The 22,514-nt window shown below is 69.8% G+C and carries 18 protein-coding genes; 13 read left to right on the forward strand and 5 right to left on the reverse strand.

Features of this window, described 5'->3' with window-relative positions:
- Window positions 1-55: 55 nt before the first annotated feature.
- A complete protein-coding gene (locus tag QSJ59_RS18120; RefSeq protein ID WP_285760800.1) occupies window positions 56-1,048 on the reverse strand; it encodes a hypothetical protein in 993 nt (330 codons plus the stop codon).
- Window positions 1,049-2,603: 1,555 nt separating this feature from the next.
- Between QSJ59_RS18120 and rplM the strand changes: the two genes are divergently transcribed.
- The 3 genes from rplM (at window position 2,604) to glmM (ending at window position 5,151) form a co-directional block, all read left to right on the forward strand.
- Window positions 2,604-3,053, forward strand: coding sequence for a 50S ribosomal protein L13 (gene rplM, locus QSJ59_RS18125; RefSeq protein ID WP_285760801.1), 450 nt, complete (start codon window positions 2,604-2,606; stop codon window positions 3,051-3,053).
- Window positions 3,054-3,089: 36 nt separating this feature from the next.
- Window positions 3,090-3,599, forward strand: a complete 510-nt coding sequence (gene rpsI / locus QSJ59_RS18130; protein ID WP_285760802.1) for a 30S ribosomal protein S9 — start codon at window positions 3,090-3,092, stop codon at window positions 3,597-3,599.
- Window positions 3,600-3,810: 211 nt separating this feature from the next.
- Window positions 3,811-5,151: a phosphoglucosamine mutase gene (glmM, locus tag QSJ59_RS18135; protein ID WP_285760803.1), complete on the forward strand. Its 1,341-nt coding sequence runs from the start codon at window positions 3,811-3,813 to the stop codon at window positions 5,149-5,151.
- A 130-nt stretch (window positions 5,152-5,281) separates the two neighbouring features.
- Here glmM and glmS read toward each other — a convergent pair whose 3' ends face one another.
- Window positions 5,282-7,135, reverse strand: a complete 1,854-nt coding sequence (gene glmS, locus QSJ59_RS18140) for a glutamine--fructose-6-phosphate transaminase (isomerizing) (RefSeq protein ID WP_285760805.1) — start codon at window positions 7,133-7,135, stop codon at window positions 5,282-5,284.
- A 204-nt stretch (window positions 7,136-7,339) separates the two neighbouring features.
- Complete coding sequence (locus QSJ59_RS18145) at window positions 7,340-7,888, reverse strand: hypothetical protein (protein WP_285760806.1); 549 nt, start codon at window positions 7,886-7,888, stop codon at window positions 7,340-7,342.
- Between the two features lie 326 nt (window positions 7,889-8,214).
- On the opposite strand from QSJ59_RS18145, the gene coaA reads away from it, so the two are divergent.
- Window positions 8,215-9,120: a type I pantothenate kinase gene (gene coaA, locus QSJ59_RS18150; RefSeq protein WP_285760807.1), complete on the forward strand. Its 906-nt coding sequence runs from the start codon at window positions 8,215-8,217 to the stop codon at window positions 9,118-9,120.
- A gap of 16 nt (window positions 9,121-9,136) precedes the next feature.
- Here the strand turns inward: coaA and QSJ59_RS18155 are convergent, their stop codons facing one another.
- Entirely contained in the window at window positions 9,137-9,631 is a 495-nt protein-coding gene (locus QSJ59_RS18155; RefSeq protein ID WP_285760809.1) for a DUF4913 domain-containing protein, read from the reverse strand.
- Window positions 9,632-9,995: 364 nt separating this feature from the next.
- Here QSJ59_RS18155 and QSJ59_RS18160 point away from each other — a divergent pair, with 364 nt between their 5' ends.
- From QSJ59_RS18160 to tsaD, 9 genes are all read left to right on the forward strand, one after another.
- Window positions 9,996-11,540 carry an NAD(P)H-hydrate dehydratase gene (locus tag QSJ59_RS18160; RefSeq protein WP_285760811.1) on the forward strand — a complete coding sequence of 515 codons (1,545 nt, stop codon included), beginning with the start codon at window positions 9,996-9,998 and terminating at the stop codon, window positions 11,538-11,540.
- Window positions 11,537-12,031: an NUDIX hydrolase gene (locus tag QSJ59_RS18165; RefSeq protein ID WP_285760812.1), complete on the forward strand. Its 495-nt coding sequence runs from the start codon at window positions 11,537-11,539 to the stop codon at window positions 12,029-12,031. Before QSJ59_RS18160 ends, QSJ59_RS18165 begins: the two co-directional genes overlap by 4 nt.
- Before the next feature lie 598 nt (window positions 12,032-12,629).
- Window positions 12,630-14,822 (forward strand): PrsW family glutamic-type intramembrane protease, encoded by a 2,193-nt coding sequence (locus tag QSJ59_RS18175; RefSeq protein ID WP_285760813.1) that lies wholly within the window; start codon window positions 12,630-12,632, stop codon window positions 14,820-14,822.
- An 84-nt stretch (window positions 14,823-14,906) separates the two neighbouring features.
- Window positions 14,907-16,031, forward strand: coding sequence for an alanine racemase (alr, locus tag QSJ59_RS18180; protein WP_285760814.1), 1,125 nt, complete (start codon window positions 14,907-14,909; stop codon window positions 16,029-16,031).
- Window positions 16,028-17,131 (forward strand): alpha/beta fold hydrolase, encoded by a 1,104-nt coding sequence (locus QSJ59_RS18185; protein ID WP_285760815.1) that lies wholly within the window; start codon window positions 16,028-16,030, stop codon window positions 17,129-17,131. Before alr ends, QSJ59_RS18185 begins: the two co-directional genes overlap by 4 nt.
- Window positions 17,132-17,135: 4 nt before the next feature.
- Complete coding sequence (gene tsaE / locus QSJ59_RS18190; RefSeq protein WP_285760817.1) at window positions 17,136-17,642, forward strand: tRNA (adenosine(37)-N6)-threonylcarbamoyltransferase complex ATPase subunit type 1 TsaE; 507 nt, start codon at window positions 17,136-17,138, stop codon at window positions 17,640-17,642.
- A gap of 11 nt (window positions 17,643-17,653) precedes the next feature.
- Window positions 17,654-18,343: a tRNA (adenosine(37)-N6)-threonylcarbamoyltransferase complex dimerization subunit type 1 TsaB gene (gene tsaB, locus QSJ59_RS18195; protein WP_285760818.1), complete on the forward strand. Its 690-nt coding sequence runs from the start codon at window positions 17,654-17,656 to the stop codon at window positions 18,341-18,343.
- Window positions 18,340-18,816 carry a ribosomal protein S18-alanine N-acetyltransferase gene (rimI, locus tag QSJ59_RS18200; protein WP_285760819.1) on the forward strand — a complete coding sequence of 159 codons (477 nt, stop codon included), beginning with the start codon at window positions 18,340-18,342 and terminating at the stop codon, window positions 18,814-18,816. Before tsaB ends, rimI begins: the two co-directional genes overlap by 4 nt.
- Entirely contained in the window at window positions 18,813-19,853 is a 1,041-nt protein-coding gene (gene tsaD, locus QSJ59_RS18205) for a tRNA (adenosine(37)-N6)-threonylcarbamoyltransferase complex transferase subunit TsaD (protein ID WP_285760820.1), read from the forward strand. Before rimI ends, tsaD begins: the two co-directional genes overlap by 4 nt.
- Window positions 19,854-20,092: 239 nt before the next feature.
- Here tsaD and QSJ59_RS18210 read toward each other — a convergent pair whose 3' ends face one another.
- The gene (locus QSJ59_RS18210) at window positions 20,093-22,462 is read right to left on the reverse strand and encodes an apolipoprotein A-IV repeat region-like domain-containing protein (RefSeq protein ID WP_285760821.1); all 2,370 of its coding nucleotides are present in this window, start codon (window positions 22,460-22,462) and stop codon (window positions 20,093-20,095) included.
- Between the last annotated feature and the right edge of the window lie 52 nt (window positions 22,463-22,514).

Genomic DNA, 22,514 nt, shown 5'->3' on the forward strand with positions numbered 1-22,514 from the left:
CAGGGTCCGTCGGTCGCCGCCGCGGTGGGGGGTCCCACCGCGGCGGCTGCCCGATCTAGAGGGCCCGTTCTCCGAGCGGCCGTAGGGCCAGGTCGATGAACTCTTCACCGGTTTCGGCGAGTGCGGAGTCCGCCTCCTCCGGTGTGCTGCCGTCGGTGTTGGCGGTCAGGGTGAAGACGACGTAGCGGCCCCACAGCGCGCCGGACGCGTGACCGCCCGCGCCTTCGAGGCGTTCCGCACCCGTTCCCTCAGGTCCGGCGAGTCCGGCGAACCATTGCAGTTCGGCGGGGTCCTGCCCCTCGTGCACAGCCTTGGCGCTGACGGTGTCGGGAAGCGCGGCGACTCCTACCGTGACGGCGCGGGTCAGCGACTCGTTGACATAGGTGGCCCGGACCACTTGTCGGCACCCGTTGTCGTCGAGGACCTGCCCGAAATCGCCCTGTGCGGTCGTCTCGCACTTGTCGGTGTCGTCGTTGACCACCAGGGTGTATGTCTCGCCGCTGATTTCGACGTTCTCCTGGGCGAAGAGCTCGCCTGGTTTGAGCGGCGCGGGATCGGTGGATTCGTCCGAGACCAGGGTGGTGTCGAAGTCCGCGGGGTCCGGTTGACCGCCGCTGGTGGCGAGCAGGAACGCCCCGCCGCCACCGATGACCACGAGTGCGGCAAAGCCCCCCGCCATGGCGAGGGTCGTGCGGTCCACTCCGCTCCCTCGGCTGCCCCGCCCGTTTCTGCCGCCACCGCCACCGCCACCGTTGCGGCCGCGACCGCCGCGTTTGCTGCGGCGCTCCTCGCTGTACTCGTCGAAGCCGGAGAGGTCGATCTGAGCGGTACTGGCGGTCTTCTCCTGGGGCGGCACTTCGTCGCGGAACATGGGGCGGCCGCCGTAAAGGTCCTCGCGTACGGGCGGGATGGCCTGGGTCGCGTCCTCATCGGGTACCGGCGGGATGGCCTGGGTGACGTTGTCGTCTTCGCGCACCGGCGGGATGGCCTGGGTCACGCCCTCGTCCGCGTCCGGGTACCGGCCCTGTCCGGACTGCGGTGAGAGCACGCGTCCCTGAAGAGGCTGGCCGTGCGACTCCGGCGGCGTCGGTTGTTGGGTGTGCCAGGTGGGTGGTTGGGCGGGGTCGGCCGGTGGCGGTGGAGGGCCCTGCGGGGTCCACGGCTGCTCGGGGGCCGCCCATTGCCCCGGGGGGACATGGCCTTTTGCAGGGGGCGCGGGAGGGAGGGCATTGAGGGAGGGGCGGGGGGCCGAAGGTGCCGGCGGTGGACCGCCGGGCTGCCCATAGGACCAGGGGGGCGGTTGTTGGGTGTGCCAGGTGGGTGGTTGGGCGGGGTTGGCCGGTGGCGGTGGAGGGCCCTGCGGGGTCCACGGCTGCTGGGGGCCGTGTTGCGATGGGAGATGGCCTCCGGTCGGGGTGTCCCAAGGGGGGTGGGGTTGGCCCGGGTGGGGTGCCGGCGCCCCCTGGGCGCCCCAGCTGTTCGCCGGGTGCTGCGGACCCGAGAAGGGCTGCTCCGCAGGCGGGGTCGGAGGACCGAGGGGGTCGTCGATGCGGTAGCTGTGCCGGGGCTGGGGCCCCGAGGAGGCTCCTGGCTGGAGGGGGTCGTCCCAGGGTGTGCCTTGGGCCGCCCGGTCCTCGTCGGAGTGGGGTGTCAGGGGGTGCTGAGGCCTGGCCGAGGGGGAATCGTAACCGTCGGCGGGCTCGTTCGAGTGCGATGCGATGGGAGAACTCCGGGGACTGTCCGTGGGCGGTGAGCGGCCCTCTTCGGGGACCCCGCTCCCGCCGCGTGGTGCGTCGCGAGCTTCGTATTCTCGCGCGCCTGAGGTCGGTTGGGAACTCTTCGACCGGTGGGGGCAGGTCGTCTGCTGCTCGCGTCGGAAAACGCCGTCCGATCTACGGTGTTCGGCTTCTCCTCGGTCGACTGTGGGACGGTGGGGCCGGGGGCGGCCGGGGGCACCGGGAGGGTATGGCCCCATCGGTCGATGCGTGGGTGAAACCGGGGGCGGAGCCCCGCTCCTGGACGTGCGCGTCCGGCAGGCACAGGTGCGGGTGCGCAGGTGGAGCGGAGCGCTGTTGCTGCCGCGGAGCATGGTGTCCGGTAGCGTGACCACCCCACTGCGGGTACGCGCTATGCTCGCGTTCGCGCCGGTAGTGCCTCTCCCATCCTATTAGGTGTTTGTCTGAGGCCAATATCCCAATACTGCATCGCGTGCCGGGGGCTTTCCGTGCCGCTCTCCGCTGTCGGACAGGCGTTCCTGGTGGGCGATGGTCGACGGCGGGACCAAACCACTCATCGGGCAAGGCATAATGAGAGTGGAGTAATCACGTGCCCCGGCAGGACCACTGGCCGGCCCATGAAAACAGACGTAAGCATCATGGGCCGTTTTGACCCGTAGCGTGTCCGGTGGTTATGATTCTCCGTCGTTGTGCGTTGAGTTGCCGTGGGTTCCCACTTGATCTCGTTGGGCGCCGATCACGCATCACTGTCTGCGCACTCAGACCATCGGGCCGACCTCCACACCGCGGGTGGTCCGGTCCAGTAATACGAGTTCCCCATTTCCGCTCGCGGAGATGGACACCGCCGACTGAGAAGGCAATACGATCGTGCGCACATTCAGCCCCAAGCCCAGCGATGTCCAGCGTCAGTGGCACGTCATCGACGCGTCCGACCTCGTGCTCGGCCGGCTGGCCAGCCACGTCGCCGTGCTGCTCCGCGGTAAGCACAAGCCGTACTTCGCGCCCCACCTCGACACCGGTGACTTCGTGATCATCGTCAACGCCGACAAGGTGGCGCTGACCGGTAACAAGCTGGTGCAGAAGCGGGCCTACCGGCACTCCGGCTACCCGGGTGGTCTGCGGTCGGTCTCCTACGGCGACCTGCTCGCGAAGAACCCCGAGCGCGCCGTCGAGAAGGCCATCAAGGGCATGCTGCCCAAGAACTCCCTTGGCCGCGACATCGCCAAGAAGCTCAAGGTCTATGCCGGGCCGGAGCACCCGCACCAGGCCCAGCAGCCGGTGCCGTTCGAAATCACCAAGATCGAGCAGCCCGCTTAGGCGTTCGCGAGACTACAAGGAAGCACGAGGAGAACCGTGGTCGAGCCCACCGGCATCGAAGACGTTCAGGAATTCGACGAGAACTCCGAGGAGTTCCCGGCCGAGTACACCACCGAGAGTGCCGAGGAGCCGGGCGGGGCGTACGTTCCCACCGCTTCTGGCCCCGGCGCCGGAACCGGCCGCCGCAAGACCGCCATCGCGCGCGTCCGCATCAACCCGGGTGCCGGCGAGTGGAAGGTCAACGGCAAGCCGCTCGAGGTGTACTTCCCGGACAAGGTCCACCAGCAGCTCATCAAGGAGCCCCTGGTCGCCCTTGGTTTTGAAGACGCCTACGACGTCTTCGCCCGCCTCAACGGCGGTGGCCCCAGCGGCCAGGCCGGTGCCCTGCGCCACGGCCTCGCCCGCGCACTCGCCGGGCTGGACCCGGAGAACAACCGTCCGCCGCTGAAGAAGGCCGGCCACCTCACCCGTGACGACCGCGAGGTCGAGCGCAAGAAGGCCGGTCTCAAGAAGGCCCGCAAGGCCCCGCAGTACTCCAAGCGGTAACAGCCCTCTGGGCTCTTGCCGACTGGTTCTCGCGGCCGCGACACCGATCGCGGTCGCGGCTACGGCCCGACGGCCATCCGGATCAATCCGGGTGGCCAGTGCGGGCCGTAGCTGTTTTCTGACCAGGTTCCCACGGGTGTACTCGGTCCCCCCCTTATCGAAATGGCGTCGTGTTCGCGCCGTCATCCTGACGAAACGAGGCGATTGTTTCGTGACTCGACTGTTTGGCACAGACGGAGTCCGCGGGGTCGCGGGACGCGACCTCACCGCCGCGCTGGCTCTCGACCTCGCGGTTGTGGCCGCCCAGGTACTGGCCACCGAGCCCACGGAGGGATCCCGGCCGCTCGCGGTGGTCGGCCGGGATCCCCGTGCCTCGGGTGAGTTCCTGGAGGCGGCGGTCGTGGCCGGTCTGGCCAGCGCCGGCGTCGACGTGGTTCGACTGGGCGTGCTGCCCACCCCCGCGGTCGCCTATCTCACCGGCGCGCTGAACGCCGACTTCGGCGTCATGCTCTCGGCCAGCCACAATCCCGCCCCCGACAACGGGATCAAGTTCTTTGCCCGCGGCGGACACAAACTGCCCGATGCCGTCGAGGACGCGATCGAGGAGCGCCTGGGGCGCACCGTCGCGGGTGCGGTCGGTGCTGACGTCGGCCGGGTCACCGACTCCTCCGACGGTGGCGAGCGCTACATCGAGCACGTGGTGAACTCCCTGCCGCAGCCGCTCACCGGTCTCAAGGTGGTCGTGGACTGTGCCAACGGCGCCTCCTCGGGCGTTGCCCCTGAGGCACTGCGTCGAGCAGGGGCCGAGGTCATCGCGATCGGCGACCGGCCCAACGGGCTCAACATCAACGAGGGCTGTGGCTCCACCCACCTGGAGACGCTCAGCGCCGCCGTCCGCGAACACGGTGCCGACGCCGGTATCGCTCACGACGGTGACGCCGACCGCTGCCTTGCGGTGGCCGCTGACGGTTCCGTCATCGACGGTGACCAGATCCTGGCCATCCTCGCCCTGGAACTGCGTGAGGCGGGACGACTGGCCGAGGACACCCTCGTGGTGACGGTGATGTCCAACCTGGGGCTGAAGCTGGCGATGAAGGAGGCCGGCATCACGCTGGTCGAGACGCTGGTCGGCGATCGCTACGTGCTGGAGGCCATGCGCTCGGGGTCCTACTCGCTGGGCGGCGAGCAGTCCGGGCACGTGATCCTCCTGGAGCACGCCAGCACTGGGGATGGTCTGCTGACCGGTCTGCACCTGCTGGCCGCCATGAACCGGCGCGGTCTCGCGCTGGCGGAACTGGCCAAGGTCATGAACCGGCTTCCGCAGGTACTGGTGAACGTGCGCGGGGTCGACCGTGCGCGCGCGGGAGTGTCCCCGGAGATCGCCAAGGCGGTCGCCGAGGCCGAGGCTGAGCTCGGCGGCACCGGACGCGTCCTGCTGCGCCCCAGCGGCACCGAGCCGATGGTGCGCGTGATGGTCGAGGCCGCCGAGCACGATCGGGCGCAGGAGATCGCAGACCGCCTCGCCGATGTGGTCAGGACGGCGCTCGCCTGATCCGTCCGTGTCGTCCGCCCCGCAGCCGGGCGGGACGGCACGGGCCCGGGCGAAAGAGCAAGGGGGGCGCGGCCGATCGGCCGCGCCCCCCTTGCCGTTGCGATCCCGATTCTGTCCGGACCGCTTCGCCTTACTCCACGGTGACGCTCTTGGCGAGGTTGCGCGGCTGGTCGACGTCGTTGCCCTTGGCCAGGGCGAGCTCGGAGGCGAACACCTGCATCGGCACGGTCGCCACGATCGGCTGCAGCAGGGTGGGGACGGCGGGGATCTCGATGAGGGTGTCCGCGTACGGGCGGACCTTCTCGTCGCCCTCCTCGGCGATCACGATGGTCCGGGCGCCACGGGCACGGATCTCCTGGATGTTGGACACGATCTTGTCGTGCAGCACGCTGCGCCCCTCGCGGGAGGGAACCACCACGACCACCGGTACGCCTTCTTCGATGAGCGCGATCGACCCGTGCTTCAGCTCGCCGGCCGCGAACGCCTCGGCGTGCATGTAGGCGAGCTCCTTGAGCTTGAGCGCGCCCTCCATGGCGACCGGGTAGCCCACGTGGCGGCCCAGGAACAGCACGGTGTTGGCGCCGGAGAGGGAGCGGGCCAGGTCGCGCATCGGCTCCATCATCGACAGGACCCGCTCGACCTGCTCGGGCATGCCCGACAACTGCTCGATGACGGCGTTGACCTCGTCGCCGAACTTGAGGTTGCGAACCTGGGCGAGGTAGAGCCCCACCAGGTAGCAGGCGATCAGCTGGGTGAGGAAGGTCTTCGTGGCGGCCACTCCTACCTCGGGGCCGGCGTGGGTGTAGAGCACCCCGTCGGACTCACGGGGAATCGTGGAGCCGTTGACGTTGCAGATGGCCAGCACGCGGGCGCGCTGCTCCCGCGCGTAGCGCACCGCCATCAGCGTGTCCATGCTCTCGCCGGACTGGGAGATGGCGATGACCATGGTCTGGCGGTCGAGGATGGGGTCGCGGTAGCGGAACTCGCTGGCGACCTCGACCTCGCAGGGAATGCGGCACCAGTGCTCGATGGCGTACTTGGCGATCAGGCCGGCGTGGTAGGACGTTCCGCAGGCGATGATCACGATCTTGTTGATGTCGCGCAGCTCTTCGGGGGCCAGGCGCATCTCGTCGAGGGTGAGGGTGCCGTCCACGGCGACCCGGCCGAGCAGGGTGTCGGCGACCGCGCGGGGCTGCTCGGCGATCTCCTTGAGCATGAAGTAGTCGTAGCCGCCCTTCTCGGCGGCGGAGGCGTCCCAGTCCACGTGGTATTCGCGCACCGGAACAGGGGTGCCGTCGTAGTCGGTGACCGTGACGGAGTCGGGACGCAGTTCCACGACCTGATCCTGGCCCAGCTCGATGGCGTCGCGGGTGTGCGCGATGAACGCGGCGACGTCACTGGCGAGGAAGTTCTCGCCCTTGCCGCGGCCCACCACGAGGGGGGAGTTGCGGCGGGCGGCGACGACCAGTTCGGGGTCGTCCACGGACATCGCGACGAGGGTGAACGCGCCTTCGAGCCGGTGGCAGATTCCGCGCATCGCGGCGGCGAGGTCGCCGTCACCGCGGTCCTTGAGTTCCTCGCTCAACAGGTGCGAGGCGACCTCGGTGTCGGTCTCGGAGAGGAACTTGCAGCCGCGCTCCTCCAGTTCCAGACGCAGCGAGGCGAAGTTCTCGATGATGCCGTTGTGAATCACGGCGACCCGGTTGTGGTTGTCCACGTGCGGGTGGGCGTTGACGTCGTTGGGTGCGCCGTGCGTCGCCCAACGGGTGTGCCCGATCCCGATCCCGTCGGCCGAACGCGGGCGGTTCTCCAGAGCGGAGCGCAGGTTCGCGAGCTTGCCCGCGCGCTTCTCGGTTTCCAGCTTTCCGTTGTTCAGGACCGCGACACCCGCGGAGTCGTATCCCCGGTACTCCAGTCGTGCAAGACCGCCCACAACGACTTCCAGCGCCGGTTGCGGCCCGACGTAGCCAACGATTCCACACATGAGCGTCAGAGTAACCAATAAAACGGGCCGAACGGACCTCCCGTGGACTAGTCCAATGAGGATTTTCGCAGGTAGCGGTATAGACCAGTTGGTTGTCGGTCGGCTCTCCGCCCAGGTGGGGCGCGGAGTCCGGGTGCTCTGGCGGTGCGGGGGCGAAGGACCGGGGCGGTGAAAAAAGTTCCGAGATCACAGGGGGAGTCCCGGCTAGCGCAACCAGCGCGCCCGGGTCACCAGGGCGCTTCGGCCCCATGCGCGGCCGAGCCCCCAGACGTCGCCCGCTCCGGCCGTTGCCAGGCCGACGCCGACGAGGGCGTAGATCAGGTAGTGGTTCAGCAGGGGGTTGTCCGCCATCGGAAGCATTGCGAGATAGGCCAGCACCATCAGCAGCGCGTTCACCGTCGCGGCGGCGCGCATACAGATGCCCAGGGTCAGCGCCACGCCGGTCCCCAGCAATCCCAGCATGAGGAGGGTGTCGACGCCAGGCAGTTCCGACACGGCACGGAAAGCGCCGGAGAACGGGCCGCGGGTGCCGCTGAGAGCGTTCATGCTCGGACTGTTGCCGGTCAACCAGGCACGGTCCGCTGTGGTGGGCAGTCCCAGGCCGAATGTGCGGTCGAAGAACGCCCACAGGTAGAGGAAGCCCAGGCAGATGCGGGTCACGGCCCAGGTCCGGCCGGCGGGTGGTCGGCCCGGGTCGCCGCGTTGGGCGCCCGGGACGGTCGCGGTGCGGCGAGGGAGGCGGGTCGCGGACATGACGGTCAGCTCCTGAAGAGGCGAAGACGTGGTCGTATCCGGTCACGATAAACCGCACTACGCAGCGAAAAAGGGGGTATTCGCCATCGCTTGATCCAATACGAGCGCGTTTTTTGCGTTGCACCACGGGCAAGGAGGCTGTGCGGCCGTGTCCCACCTCTCCGGTGAGGAGGGTGGCGTACCGTCGCAGTTGACAGTGGTGCGGTGGTGCCCACGGACCGGGTGCCCGCCCGTCCGCGGAGGGCGGACGCGACGCCGCCGACCGGGCTCGTCTAGGGTGGGCAACCGTGTCTTATGCGACGAAAAACGGTTTTTCGACGCCGTACGTGGAGTTGGACCGATCCGCGTGGGCGGCGCTACGTGCGGCGACGCCCCTGTCGCTGACCGAGGCGGAACTGGAGATCCTGCGGGGTACCGCGGACCCGACCTCATTGGACGATGTCCGCGACATCTACCTGCCGTTGTCCAGGCTGCTGAACCTGTACGTCAAAGCCACCCGCCAGCGCCACGCCGCGGTGCGCGGGTTCCTCGGCGAGGACGACCGGCCCATGCCTTTTGTCATCGGGGTCGCCGGCAGCGTCGCCGTGGGCAAGTCCACCACCGCCAGGCTGCTGCGTACGCTGCTCGCCCAGTGGCCCGACCACTCCAATGTCGAACTGGTCAGCACCGACAACTTCCTGTACCCCAACGCGGTGCTGCAGGAGCGCGGAATCATGAACCGCAAGGGGTTCCCCGAGAGCTACGATCGCCGGGCACTGGTCCGGTTCGTCTCCGAGATGAAGGCCGGCGCCGCGCAGATGCGGATTCCGATCTACTCGCACCTCGCCTACGACATCCTGTCCGACGCGACCCAGACGGTGCACCGCCCCGACATCCTGATCGTCGAAGGCATCAACGTGCTCCAGCCGCCCCCGACCGGGAGGCTGGCGGTAGCCGACTTCTTCGATTTCTCCATCTATGTGGACGCCAGGGCGGAAAGCATCCGAGAGTGGTACCTGGACCGCTTCCTGGAGTTGCGGCGCACCGCTTTCGAGGACCCGCGCTCCTACTTCCACGCCATGGCGACCCAGGTCCCCGAGGACCAGGCACGCGAGTTCGCGTTGCGTACCTGGAAGTCCGTCAACGAGGTCAACCTCGTGGAGAACATCATTCCGACCCGACCGCGCGCCACCCTGGTGCTGTATAAGGGCGAGGACCACCACGTCCGTCGGGTTCGGTTGCGCAAGACCTGAGCGTTGTCGGGGGCGGTCAGCCCCTCCCGCCGCGATGGCCACCGGGCCCCAGGCACCGGCCGAACGGGCCGGTGACCGAACGCAGCCGGTCCAGCGCAGGGTCCAGGTGGTCGCGGTGCCATAGCCCCGGACCGGAGGTGCCGGCAGTCGCCGTGTCGGTGAGCTCGACGTAGGACAGTCGCAGCGCGTGCAGCCGGCCCACCGCCTCGTGGTGTTCCCACCAGGAGGGGCACCATTCGGCCCCCGAACCGATGTAGACCGGTAGCAGGAAGTCGTTCACCCAGCCCACGAGCGCGGCGAGTTCCCCGCGGTACTCCTCGCGAGGCAGGTTGAAGATGAACCGCTGCGCGCTGGGGGCCTCCTCTGCTTTAGGGGGAGCGGGGGCCAGGTCACTGAGCTGTGTCTGCAGCCTGATGACGTCCGCGCCGAGCTTGTGCATGGCGTTCTGGAGCAGGGCGACGCGGTCGGTGAGGCCGCTGTCGGCCGTGACCCGGTCGTCGGTATAGGTCATGGGAGGGTCCCGTGCTGCTATTCGGTGCCGCAAAGCGGACATGTCGGGGCGCGAAAAGTAAATCAGGCTTCATCCGGTAACCGCGCACCCTAGGACATCCACGACCGTACGCGACACTCGGCGCCCTGGTACACACCGCCCGCCCCGCACGGGCGAACCGCGGCCGTCGCCGGGCGTGTTCGACCCCGGCCCGTCCGGTGGGCGGTGGCTCCGCCCTGCTGACAGGGTGCGGCGCAGCGTATCCGGCCTCCTGGGGCCACGCGCTCCGAGTACCCCGGCGCGCGTGGCCGGGACAGCGCTTCGGAGCATGTCCGGTGGGGCATGGGGGCAGAAGTAGTCCGACACCACACAGTTGGAGGACAAGGTGCGGCAGGCTCACACCGTGCAGACCGTGCGCGAGGCCGAGGAAGCGCTCATGGCGAGCCGGCCCGAAGGAGCGCTCATGCGCGCAGCCGCCGGTGGACTGGCCGCCGTGTGCATCCGGTTGCTCCCGCGCGTGTACGGCGCACGTGTGGTCGTTCTTGTCGGCGGTGGGGACAACGGTGGCGACGCCCTCTACGCGGGGGCCGCAATCGCGCGGCGCGGCGCGCGGGTCCGGGCGCTCGTCGCAGGCTCGGCCCCGCACGCGGCCGGGCTGGCGGCGTTCCGTGCGGCAGGCGGGGCGGTGGCGGCCGGTGCCGATGCCGCGACGGAGATCGGCGCAGCCGAACTCGTCGTGGACGGTCTGGTCGGTATCGGAGGTCGTGGCGCGCTGCGCGAACCGCACGCGACACTGGCTGCGCTGACCGGGGAGGCGGACGCGCTCGTCGTAGCGGTCGACCTGCCGAGCGGAATCGACGCCGACACCGGTACGGTCTCCGGACCCTGCGTGCGCGCCGACGTCACGGTCACGTTCGGTACCCACAAGCCAGGTCTGTTCGTCGATCCCGGAGCGAGGTACGTCGGGGTCGTCGAGTTGGTCGACATCGGACTGGGACCGCGACTGCCGGCACCGCGGGTGGTGTCGCCCCAGGTAGCCGACATCGCGGCGCTGCTGCCCGAGCCCGGGCCGGAGTCCGACAAGTACCGGCGCGGTGTCCTGGCCGTGGCCGCGGGAAGCGACCGCTACCGGGGGGCCGCGGTGCTCGCGGTCGGGGGAGCACTGCGCACCGGCGTCGGTCTGCTGCGCTACGTGGGACAGCAGGGGGTCGCCACCGAGGTGGTCCACCACTGGCCCGAAGCGGTCGTCTCGGTCCTGGACCCGACCGATCCCGCCGGCCGCCTCCCCCAACGGGTCGCGGCGTGGGTGGTCGGCCCGGGGCGGGGGCTGCACCCGACCGCGGCGATGGAACTCGAGGCGGTGCTCGCCACCGATCGACCGGTGCTGTTGGACGCGGACGCCATCACTCTGCTCGCCAAGCGTCCGGAACTGGTCAGCGATCGGACCGCCCCGACCCTGCTCACCCCGCACGCGGGCGAACTCTCCCGGCTGCTGCCCGACTCCACCCCCGCCGAGGTCGAGGAACACCGCTTGGACCACGTCGTCCGTGCGGCCGAGCGCTACAACTGTACGGTCCTGCTGAAAGGGTCCACGACCCTGATCGCCGCCCCCGGGCTGCCCGTCGTCGTCAATCCGACCGGAACCCCGCTGCTGGCCACCGCGGGAACGGGCGACGTGCTCGCCGGGGCGGCCGGCGCGCTCCTGTCAGCTGGACTGTCCCCTCCCGACGCGGCCACCTGCGCCGCTTACCTGCACGGACTGGCCGCCCGCCTGGCCCATGACGGTGCCCCGGTCTCCTCCTCCGACCTGATCGGTGCACTGCCCGTGGCCTTCGCGGCGATTCTGGGCAGCGACAGCGAGGAGGGAGTACCTGCCCGGGGCAGTAAAGTCGCAGACGGCACGCGCGGACGGGGAGGCAGACGGGGATGACGGTTTCGGTGCGAATCGACGAGGACGTCGACATCCCCACTCCCGACGGCGACCGGCGCTGGGTCGTCGGTGCCGTGATCATCGATCCCGCCGGGCGTGCCTTCGCTCAGCGCCGCGCACCTGACCGCGCGGTTTTCCCCGACTCCTGGGACATCGTCGGCGGACACGTCGAGCCCGGTGAGACGGTTGTCGAGGCGTTGTCCCGCGAGATCAACGAGGAGACGGGGTGGCGTCTCAGCGAGATCGTCGCCGATCTCGGGAGCCTGACATGGACTCCGGGTGACGGCGTCGAGCGCTTCGAGGTGGATTACCTGGTCCGCGTCGAGGGCGACCTGGCGGCACCCGAACTGGAGTGGGAGAAGCACACCGAGTTCGCCTGGGTCGACGAAACCGGCCTGGACCTGCTGGCCGATCACGACGACCCCTCCCATACCTTCACCGCCGACATCATCGCCCTGGGGCTGCAGCGCGCCCGTGCGCGACAGCACTAGCCGGACCCGGGACCCGGACCGAGCGTGCGGACCGGGAGGGGGCGTCCCCCCGAATACCCCGACCGTCCGTGCTCGCGGCGCTCCTCCTGGTGCCGTAGAGCTGGAGGTCGTCTCCGTTCACGCCTGCCCGCCGCTGGCGGCCGATGACCGGCGCCTGGAACGACTACCTCGCCGCGCTCCCCGCGGCAGCCCCGGCAGCTCCGCTCCGGCTGTTGGCCGGGACTTCAACGCCACCCTCGACCACGCGGCCCTACGCGACATCCTGGCCACCGGTTACCGTGACGCGGCCGCGACGACCGGCGCGCGACCTGGCCGGATTCCGGACCGCTGCCCGGGATCACCATCGACCACGTGCTCGTCGACTCCCGGGCGCACGCCACCGCCACCAGTCTGTATCCGGTTCCGGGCACCGATCATCGCGCCCTGCTCACCGAGTTGATCCCGCCGGCATCCTGACCTCGACGGGCCTTCCCCGGATCCGAAAAAAGGGATTCGTCCCTCGGGACAGAGTGCGGCACCCGCGATAACGTAGGCACTTCGCCGGACTCGGGGCCCGGCGCAAGGACGACCGGGCACCGGACACGAGAAAACGAGGGCCATGGACGAGCAGGCCATGCTCACGCGCGATCTCGTACTGCGGATCTGCGCCACCGCCACCGAGCTCGACCGGGGCTGGATCCGTACCGATCACAAAGTGGTCGCCCCGTTCACCGCCTCGCGCGACACCTCGCTGATGGAGCGCGTCGCAGCCGGCGCCCACGTACTGGGTGTGCACCGGCTGCTGATCTGCCGGACCCGCTCCGAGCACGCATATGAGTCGGTCATCCAGGTCAACGCCGATGCCCGGTCCCTGATCGCTGTCATTCGCGACTGGGGCGGAGAACCCACCGATTTCCTCGTCTGCCTGGAGGACTTCTCCGGGGCGGTTCTGATCACCGCGGGAGAACTCACCGTCGCAGCCGGTCCCGCCGACTACGTCCGGGCGCTCGTGGGACCCGACATCGCCCAGGTCCGGGCGGAGTTCGCCGAAGAGGCGCGCAGCCGACGCGACCCCGACCTCACCCGAGCGGCCACCCGTTACGGACTGCTGGACACCAGCGGCAAGCACTCTCGCGGGTCGCGGGTCCCGGGGCCCGATCCGGCCGAGCGCGCCGCCGATCGTGTGGCGGCCATGCGTGCCGACGCCCCGGGTGCCACCGCGCTGCTGCGCACCGTACGCGGTGTGTCCGGGTGGGCGATGGTGGTCGTCCTGGCGTTGGCACTGGTGTTCGTACCGGGGACCTCGGGAGTGGTCCCCACCGTCCTGCTGATGCTCTGGCTTCTTGTCCAGCTCGCCTGGCTCGCCCGCTCGCGCACGGTCAGTTTCGCCGCGCTACTGCGGCTGCTCGTCCTGGGCGCCCTCAGCACCTGGCCCATCGCGTTCGCGGAGCAGGCGGTCGCCACCGTCGTGGGACTCGATCCCACCAACCGTTACGCCTACGCCTATGTGGCTGTCCCGGTTGAGGAACTCGCCAAATTCACGCCTGTTCTGCTGTTCTGGCTGGTCGCGCGGCGCCGTTTCAAGCGCTTCGCCGCCGTGGACTACCTCCTGGTGGCAGCGGCCTCGGGGGCGGGCTTCCACCTGGCCGAGACCCTTATGGCGACCCTGGTGGCCGGTGGCCCTGCCACCCCTCTCGCCGTGCAGGGCGGCCTGTTCTCCGTACTGCCCGGCTGGGTGGAACTGACCGGCCCCGGTGTCCACTTCTCCGGGCACGCGGTCACCACCGGCCTGGTCGGGGCCGCGTTCGGGCTGGCAGCGGTGGGCAGCCGCCTCTACGGCCGGTGGCTGTGGATACTGCCGCCGCTGGCTCTGGGAGCGGCCGCCCTCGAACACCTCAGCTACAACGCCTTCATCGCCGGCCTGGAGCCCACACAGGTCACCTCCGTGGTGTTCGCCCTCTACGGCAGCGGTGCAGCGACCCGGTGGCTACTCCTGCTGCTCCTGGCGGTCGCCGTCGTCCTGGACTACCGGACGGCCCGGTTCGCCGCTGACTCCGCCCCGCGGCTGCCGGGCCGGGCACCCCTTGCCGCGCTCACCACCCGTGCCCACGGGCGCGCGGTCTGGCGGCGCACCCATCTGCCCGGTGACATCGCTCCGGGGTTTCGCCGGATCGCCCTGGCCTGGGCCCGGTTCCCGGTGACCCTAGCCGAGACGGCCGCCTCCATCCTGCACGAATTCGCTGTCCAGGTGGTTGCGGCCCGGTGCGGGCCGGCCGCGCTCTGCACGGCATGGCGCTTCCTGTTGCGTCGGCGCGAACACGCCATGGGAGCGGCCCGTGCCGCAGGACAGCCCTGGAGACGTGTCCCCGACCGCGCGGAACTGGCCACGGTCGGGACCGGACTCAGCCAGGTCATCGGACTGGGAACCGCGCTCGCGACCACGATCGCCGGACTACTGCTCACCGCGCCGGCCCTCGGCGTCTTTGCCGGCCCCCACCCCGCCTACGCCGTGGTGACCACGCGGGCCCTGGCCGACTGGCTCACCGGACTCTCCACCGCTGACACCCGCTGGGTCTTCGCGGGCGGCCTCGCCCTGATCTGGCTCCTGGTCAGTGGATGGACCGTGCCGCGGTCCCATCCCAGCGTCAAGGACTTCCTGCGCGACCCGGGAGGCAACGCCGGCGGCCTCCTCGGGGCGCTCGCCCCCGGCCAGGTCGCCTACGCGATCACCGGCCTCGTCGGTCTGCTGCTGCCCCCGCGGGTGACCCGGCTGCTCCAGCCCGGGCCCCGCCCCGCCCCGCCGGCGGGCTGAGCTGGTGGTGGTCCCCGGCAGGGCACGGAACGCGGAAGCGACCGGTTTCGCATCCCGCCCCCGCCCCATGCCAGACTTGCTGGTATGCCTCCTTTCGCCGAAGCCAGGATCGACCTGGACGCGATCAGTGCAAACGTGGCCTCGCTCGCCGGACGGGCGCCGGGTTCGCGCGTCATGGGTGTGGTCAAGGCCGACGGCTACGGGCACGGGATGCTGCCCGCCGCTCGGGCGGCGCTCGCCGGCGGGGCCACGTGGCTGGGGACGGCTTTCGTCAGCGAAGCCCTGGCACTGCGGGCAGCCGGTATCGAGGTCCCCGTCCTCGCCTGGATTCTGCCGCCCGGTGAGCCGTTGGCGGCAGCCGTGGACGCGGGAATCGACCTCGGTGCCAGCGCGCTCGGGACCCTCGACGAGATCACCGCGACCGCCCACCAGACCGGTCGGCAGGCGCGGGTGCACCTCAAGGCCGACACCGGACTGAACCGGGGCGGCGTCGCCGCGGGGGAGTGGGAAGCCGTCGTGGACGCCGCGGCCCGTGCCGAAGCAGACGGACTCATCAAGGCCGTCGGAGTGTTCTCCCACTTCGCCTGTGCCGACGAGCCCGGCCACCCCTCCATCGGTGCCCAGCTCTCGGCGTTCCACAGCGCGTTGGAGATCGCGGACAAGGCCGGACTGCGACCCGAGGTGCGCCACATCGCCAACTCCGCGGCCACCCTCACCCTGCCGGAGGCACACTTCGACCTGGTGCGGCCCGGAATCGCCTCCTACGGGCTCTCGCCCATCCCCGCCCTCGCCGGTTTCGGCCTGCGCCCCGCCATGACCCTCTCGGCCCGGACCGCGTCGGTCAAACGAGTGCCTGCGGGCAGTGGGGTCTCCTACGGGCACCGCTACGTAACCGACCGGGAGACCGGCCTCGCCCTGGTCCCGCTCGGGTACGCCGACGGCGTACCCCGGGCGGCCACCAACATCGGTCCCGTGTTCCTCGGCGGCAAACGCCGCACTATCGCCGGCACGGTGTGCATGGACCAGTTCGTCGTGGACGTCGGGGACGACCCCGTGGCGCCGGGGGACGCCACCGTCATCTTCGGCGCCGGTGACAACGGCGAGCCCACCGCCCAGGACTGGGCCGACGTCCTCGACACCATCTCCTACGAGATCGTCACCCGGATCGGGGCCCGGGTGCCTCGCGCCTACGTCGGAGCCGCCCGATGAGCCCGGCGGACAACCGAGCGGCCAAGGTCGCCGTCGGCATCGTCGCGGGCGGCCTCAGCCTGCTCGCAGCGGGGGTCACCGGAGCCGTCGTCGCGGAGAAGCGCGCGGTTGCGCGTATCTGGAACCGGGCCGACCCCGAGGCGGGCGAAGGGTTCGGCCACCTGCGCGGGCGTCCCGTCACCGTGGTCGCCGACGACGGGGTCCCGCTGCACGCCGAGATCGACGGTGAGGAGGAGGAACCCACCGGTACCACCGTCGTCTTCTGCCACGGCTACGCGCTCAATCAGGACTGTTGGCACTACCAGCGCCGCGACCTCACCGGCACTGGGCGCCGCGTCTTCTGGGACCAACGCGCGCACGGCCGCTCCAGGCGCGGCCGGTCCGACAACACCACCGTCGACCAGCTCGGAGACGACCTTTACCGGATCATCGCCGCCACCGTTCCCCCTACGGATCGGGTGGTGCTGGTCGGTCACTCCATGGGCGGAATGACGGTGCTCGCCCTGGCCCATTCGCACCCGGAGCTGTTCGCCGAGCGGGTGAGCGGGATCGCCCTCATCGCCACCACCGGCAAGATCAACCAGGTCACTCTGGGGCTCCCTTCGGTGCTGGGCCGGGTCATCGGAGCCTCCACCGACCCCTTCATCCGCACGCTCGCCTGGCAACCGGGACTCGTCGACCACGGACGACAGGTCGGTCGCGAGCTGTCGTTCCTTTCCTCGCGGCTCTTCGGGTTCGGCACGGGCGAGGTGAGCGCAGCCGTCGTGGACCACCTGGACACGATGTTGCGCCAGACCTCGATCGAGGTCATTGCCGAGTTCTGGCCGGCCATCGCCAGGCACGACAAACTCGATGCGCTGCATGTACTGCAAGAAGTGCCTACCCTGGTGGTGTGCGGTGACCATGACCGCATCACGCCCATCGACAACAGCGAGGCCATCAGCGAGGCGCTGCCCGAAGCCGACTTCGTGCGGGTGCCCGGCGCCGGCCATCTGGTGATGCTGGAGAAACCGCAACTCGTCACCGACGCGCTGCGCACCCTGCTGGAGCGCGTGGCGGCGCATGCCGCGCGACCGAAGCCGTCCCTCCCGAACGTGTGAGCCAATGACTCGAACCCAACCCACCACCCCGACCGCCACCGTGACCCGCATCGCGGCCACCGACACCGCGATGCGCGGCCTGGGTGCAGTCGTGGGCCGGCAGGCGCGAGCCGGCGACCTCCTCATCCTCTCCGGGCCGCTGGGAGCGGGGAAGACCACCTTCACGCAGGGGCTCGGACAGGGGATGAGCGTGCGTGGACCCGTCACCTCACCCACTTTCGCCATCGCCCGCACCCACCCCTCCCTCGTCCAAGGGCCGGCCCTCGTGCACGCCGACGCCTACCGGCTCGCCGCGGCGGAGGAGATGGAGGACCTCGACCTCGACCTGAGTCTGCCCGAGTCGGTGACCGTCATCGAATGGGGGGAGGGCCTCGCCGAAGGGCTCAGCGACGAGCGCCTGGAGGTCGCCATCGATCGGCTCGCCGACGACACCCGCACCGTACGCTTCACCGCTGTCGGGGCCCGATGGGTCGACGCGCTCGCCGGACTCGGCACCGACGAACTCGAATAGGCTGGCTGACCGTGCTCCTCCTGGCTTTCGACACCGCCACCCCCGCCGTCACCGTCGCGGTCTGCGAACCCCACGGCGACGGTGTGCGGGTATGCGCCCAGACCTCTTCCATCGACGCCCGCCGCCATGGCGAGCTGCTGGCCCCAGGCATCCACGCGGTCGTCGCGGAGGCAGGTGCCACTCTCGCCGACCTCACCCACGTCGCCGTGGGAACAGGCCCTGGGCCCTACACCGGACTCCGGGTCGGCTTGGCCACGGGCCGGGCACTCGCCGACGCACTGGACATCGCCTGCGTGGGTGTCCCCACCCTGGACGCCCTCGCCTGGGAGTCGGGCCGCGGGACCCCGTTCATCGCCGCCACCGACGCCCGCCGCAAAGAAGTCTTCTGGGCTCGTTACGACGACGCGGCCACCCGGGTGAGCGAGATCGCCGTCGACCGGCCCGCCGAGGTCGGGACCGGGGGGCTGCCCGTGATCGGGCACGGCGCCCTTCTCTACCCCGACGTATTCGGGCAGACCGCCACCGACCCGCTCTACCCTTCCGCGGGCGCACTGGGTGAGGTTGCGGTGCGCCGCCTCCTCGCCGGCGAGCCGTTGGCCGAACCCAATCCGCTCTACCTGCGTCGCCCGGACGCCCAGGTGCCGGGTACGCCGAAGAAGGTTCGTCAGTCCATGACGCCGACCGCGGAGCGGTCACGATGACCCACCCGTTGCGGTTGATGAACCCCGCAGACGTCGTGGCCGTCATGGAGCTGGAACGCACACTGTTCCCCGCCGACGCCTGGAGCGAGGCGATGATGCGTGAGGAACTGGCCGAACCCAGTCGCTACTACCTCGTTGCCGAGAACCCCGGTGGTGAGGGCATCCTCGGCTATGCGGGGCTGCGCTGCGTCGCTCCCGAAGGCGATGTGCAGACCATCGCGGTCGCTGCCGGGAACGAGGGCAAAGGGATCGGTTCCGCACTGCTCGCCGCGCTCCTGGAGGAGGCCGCCCGGCGCGGTGTCCTCGAGATGTTCTTGGAAGTGCGCTCGGACAACCCGCGCGCCCAGGACCTGTACCGCCGGTTCGGTTTTGCCGAGATCGGTGTGCGGCGCGGTTATTACGTCGGTGCCGACGCCATTGTCATGCGACGCTCCGCCACGACGGTCGAGACCACCGGTAGGGGAATACGATGATCAGCACCGACCTGCCCCTGATCATGGGCATCGAGAGCTCTTGTGACGAGACCGGTGTCGCGTTCGTACGCGGATGCGAGCTGCTCGCCGACGAGGTCGCCTCCAGCGTCGACCAGCACGTCCGTTTCGGCGGTGTCGTGCCGGAGGTGGCCAGCCGCGCCCACCTGGAGGCCATGACGCCCACTGTGCGCAGGGCCGCCCAGCGGGCCGGGGTGAAACTGTCCGATGTGGACGCGATCGCTGTCACGGCCGGCCCCGGCCTCGCCGGAGCCCTGCTGGTCGGCGTCTCGGCGGCCAAGGCGTACGCCATGGCGTTGGGGAAGCCGCTGTACGGGGTAAACCACCTGGTCGGCCATGTAGCGGTGGACCAGTTGGAGCACGGGCCGCTCCCCAAACCGGTGGTGGCGCTCCTGGTGTCAGGAGGGCATACGTCCTTGCTGCTGGTGCGCGACATCGCCACGGACGTGCAACTGCTGGGCGAGACCGTGGACGACGCGGCGGGCGAGGCGTACGACAAGGTCGCCCGGTTGCTCAGCCTCCCCTACCCGGGGGGGCCGCCCATCGACGGTGCGGCGCAACAGGGCGACGCCAAGTCCATCCACTTCCCGCGCGGCAAGTGGGGTGACGGCAGCTACGACTTCTCCTTCTCCGGTCTCAAGACCGCGGTTGCCCGCTGGGTCGAGGACGCCGAACGCAATGGGCGGCCGGTCCCGGTCCCTGACGTGGCCGCGGCCTTCCAGGAGGCGGTCGTGGACGTGCTCACCCGCAAGGCCGTCGACGCCTGCCGGGAGCACGGAGTACAGCATCTGGTCATCAGCGGGGGAGTCGCCGCCAACTCCCGGTTGCGCCGTCTCGCCGAGCAGCGTTGTGCCGCTGCCGGAATCGAACTGCGTGTCCCGCGTCCCCGGCTGTGCACCGACAACGGGGCGATGATCGCTGCCCTCGGCGCGGAGGTTGTTGCCGCAGGTCTTTTGCCCTCCCCCCTCGACCTCGCCACCGACACCTCCCTCCCCGTCAGTCAGATCCTGGCCGGCTGACCCCGCCCTTCCCGCTGGAGCCGGCAGCCCTCTCAGGCGGTCGGGCAGTCCCGGCAACGCGGGCGCTGCTCCCCGACGGCCGGCGAGCAGCAGTCCTTTGCGGGCACCCCGCACGGGCCCGACGGTCACCACATCCGCGCCCGGATGGCGTTCCGGCTCCTCGCGCAATCGCAAGGCAAGGATGAACAGCGGAGGGGCCGCACCGGGACATCCGGTGCGGCCCCTCCGTGCGGAACGGGTTACTCGTCGTCCTCGTCGTCCAGGGCACGACGTCGCTTCTTGCCGTCGCGGCCCGGGCGCAGGAGAGCCTCGGCCAGAGCGAGCATGGTCTCCTCCAAGGAGGCCAGCCGCTTGGTCATGTCGTCGTGCGAGGTCTCCACGGCGTCACTGATGGTCTCCTCGAACTCGTGCCGGTCGGGGCGCGAGCGGAGTTCGCCCAGCAGCGGGTCCAGGGAGTCGCCCAGTTTCTTGTCCAGCGAGTCGAACCGGTTGCCGTGGTCGATGATCGGTCGGTCGACCAGTTCGGTCAGACGGCGGTGCACCTCGTTGACCTCCATGGAGGCCGGGAGCTGGCCGATGCGCTGGTTCAGCGACTCCAACCGGTCGTCGATGGCCTCCAGCCGGCCGTCCACCCCGTCGAAGTGTCCGTGGACACCCTCGAACTTGCCTTCGACACCGGTGACCCGTCCGTCGAGGCCCTCCAGGCGACCGCCCAGCCCGTCGAGTTTGCCTTCTACACCCTCGAAACTGCCGTCGAAGTGGCCTTCAAAGGTGTCGAAACGGTCACTGAGACGACCCAGTCCATGCTCGAACTTCCCGGTCAGCGAGTCGTGCTGGCTCTCGACCTTGCCGGTGACCGTGTTCAGATGCCCGTCGATGCGGTTGGACAGTTCCCGTTCCTGCTGCTCAAGGTGGCTACGGACGGACGAACGGTGCTCCTCGAACAGCTCGACCAGTGCACCGTGCTGTTCGCCGGTCTTGGCGGTGAGGGCCTGGGCGTTCTCGTCCACGAAGGCCCGTAGTTCGGTCTGGCGGGTCTCCGAGCGTTCTGCCAACGCGGAGACCGCTCCGGCCGTCTGTGCCACCGATCCGGCGACCTCGGCGATCGCGGAGGACGCCTCGGTGTGGTTGGCGTCTAGGCGCGCACGCAATGTCTCGGCGGTCTCGGCCAGTTTCTCCGACAGCACCTCGTGCTGCTCCTCGTCGCGCTCGCGCAGTTCGGCGTGCTGTGTCTCCAGCCGTTCGTGCAGTTCCGACCGGTGCTTGCGCAACTGCTCGCGCATGTCGGCGAGCCGCTCGTTGGTTGCGGTGGTGAGGGCCGCCACGGCGGTGTTCGCGTCGGCCACGGCCGCGGTCGCCTCGGCGTGGTTCTCGTCGGCCTGGGTGCTGAGGAAGTCCGTGCCGTGGGTGATCTTGGCGCTGAGGTTCTCGCCGTGTTCGTCGAGTTTGGTGCCCAGGTTCTCGTGTTGGGTGTCGAGTTTGCTGGTGACGGCGCTCTGGTGGGTTTCGGCGAGTTCCCGGGTGGCCTCGTGGTGGGCGTCGAGCTTGGTGGTGAGTGCTTCGCCGTGTTCGTCGAGTTTGGTGCCCAGGTTCTCGTGTTGGGTGTCGAGTTTGCTGGTGACGGCGCTCTGGTGGGTTTCGGCCAGTTCCCGGGTGGCCTCGTGGTGGGCGTCGAGCTTGGTGGTGAGTGCTTCGCCGTGTTCGTCGAGTTTGGTGCCCAGGTTCTCGTGTTGGGTGTCGAGTTTGCTGGTGACGGCGCTCTGGTGGGCTTCGGCCAGTTCCCGGGTCGTCTCGTGCTGTTCGGCGATGGCCTGGGTCAAGGCCGCGCGGCCCTCGGCGGTCAGGCGCTCCAGGGCCTGGCGCGCATCGGTGACGGCGCCGGTGACTGCTTCGTGCCGTTCGTCGAGGCTGGCGGTGAGCCCGGTGTGATGGGTGTCCAGGCTGCTGGCCAAGGCGTCGTGACGTTCGTCCAGCTTCGCGGTGAGCGCCTCGTGGTGCTCGGTGGCCCGGTCGAGAGACTCCTCGTGTTGTTGGTCCAAGCGCTCGGTGGTCGTGGCGACGGCGCTCTCCATCGTCGCCGCGCGGGTACTCAACGACTCCAGCGCCTCGTCGATGCGGTTGAAGCGCGCGTCCACGCTCGTGGCGAGGGTCTCCATCCGCTCGCCCAGCTCGTTCAGCCGACCGCTTGAGCGCGCCGATGTGTCACTGAGGCCGGCCAACCGACTCAGCGTCGTGTCGAGGTCGCCCGCGACCGCGGTGACGTCGGATCGAAGAGAAGGCAGGTCGGCAAGCGGCTTGACCCTCACTCCGACCTGTTCGATGTGCTCGGCGAGGGTCTCGGCCCATTCCGGCGGACGCGCGGACAGCTCGTCCACGCGGGCCTGCACGCCGGCCACGGCCTCGGCCAGGGCCGACAGTTCACGTTCGCGGAATTCGCGAAGGAGCCATTCCATGCCCTCAAGGCGCTGGCGCATCTCCTCGGTGATCGCGCCCTGTGACTTCTGCTCGGAGACGTGGTCCTGGGCAGCCCGGGAGAGCAGATCCCGCATCCGGTCGGAAATCCCGGTCTGACCTCCTCCATTGAGGAAGTTGTGGTTCGTCTGTTCCACCGAGGTGCTCCTTTTGATATGGCGCCTCCCGTCCTCATCAACCTCGGACGGG

It is taken from the genome of Nocardiopsis ansamitocini, assembly GCF_030268225.1.
Taxonomy (GTDB): domain Bacteria; phylum Actinomycetota; class Actinomycetes; order Streptosporangiales; family Streptosporangiaceae; genus Nocardiopsis_D; species Nocardiopsis_D ansamitocini.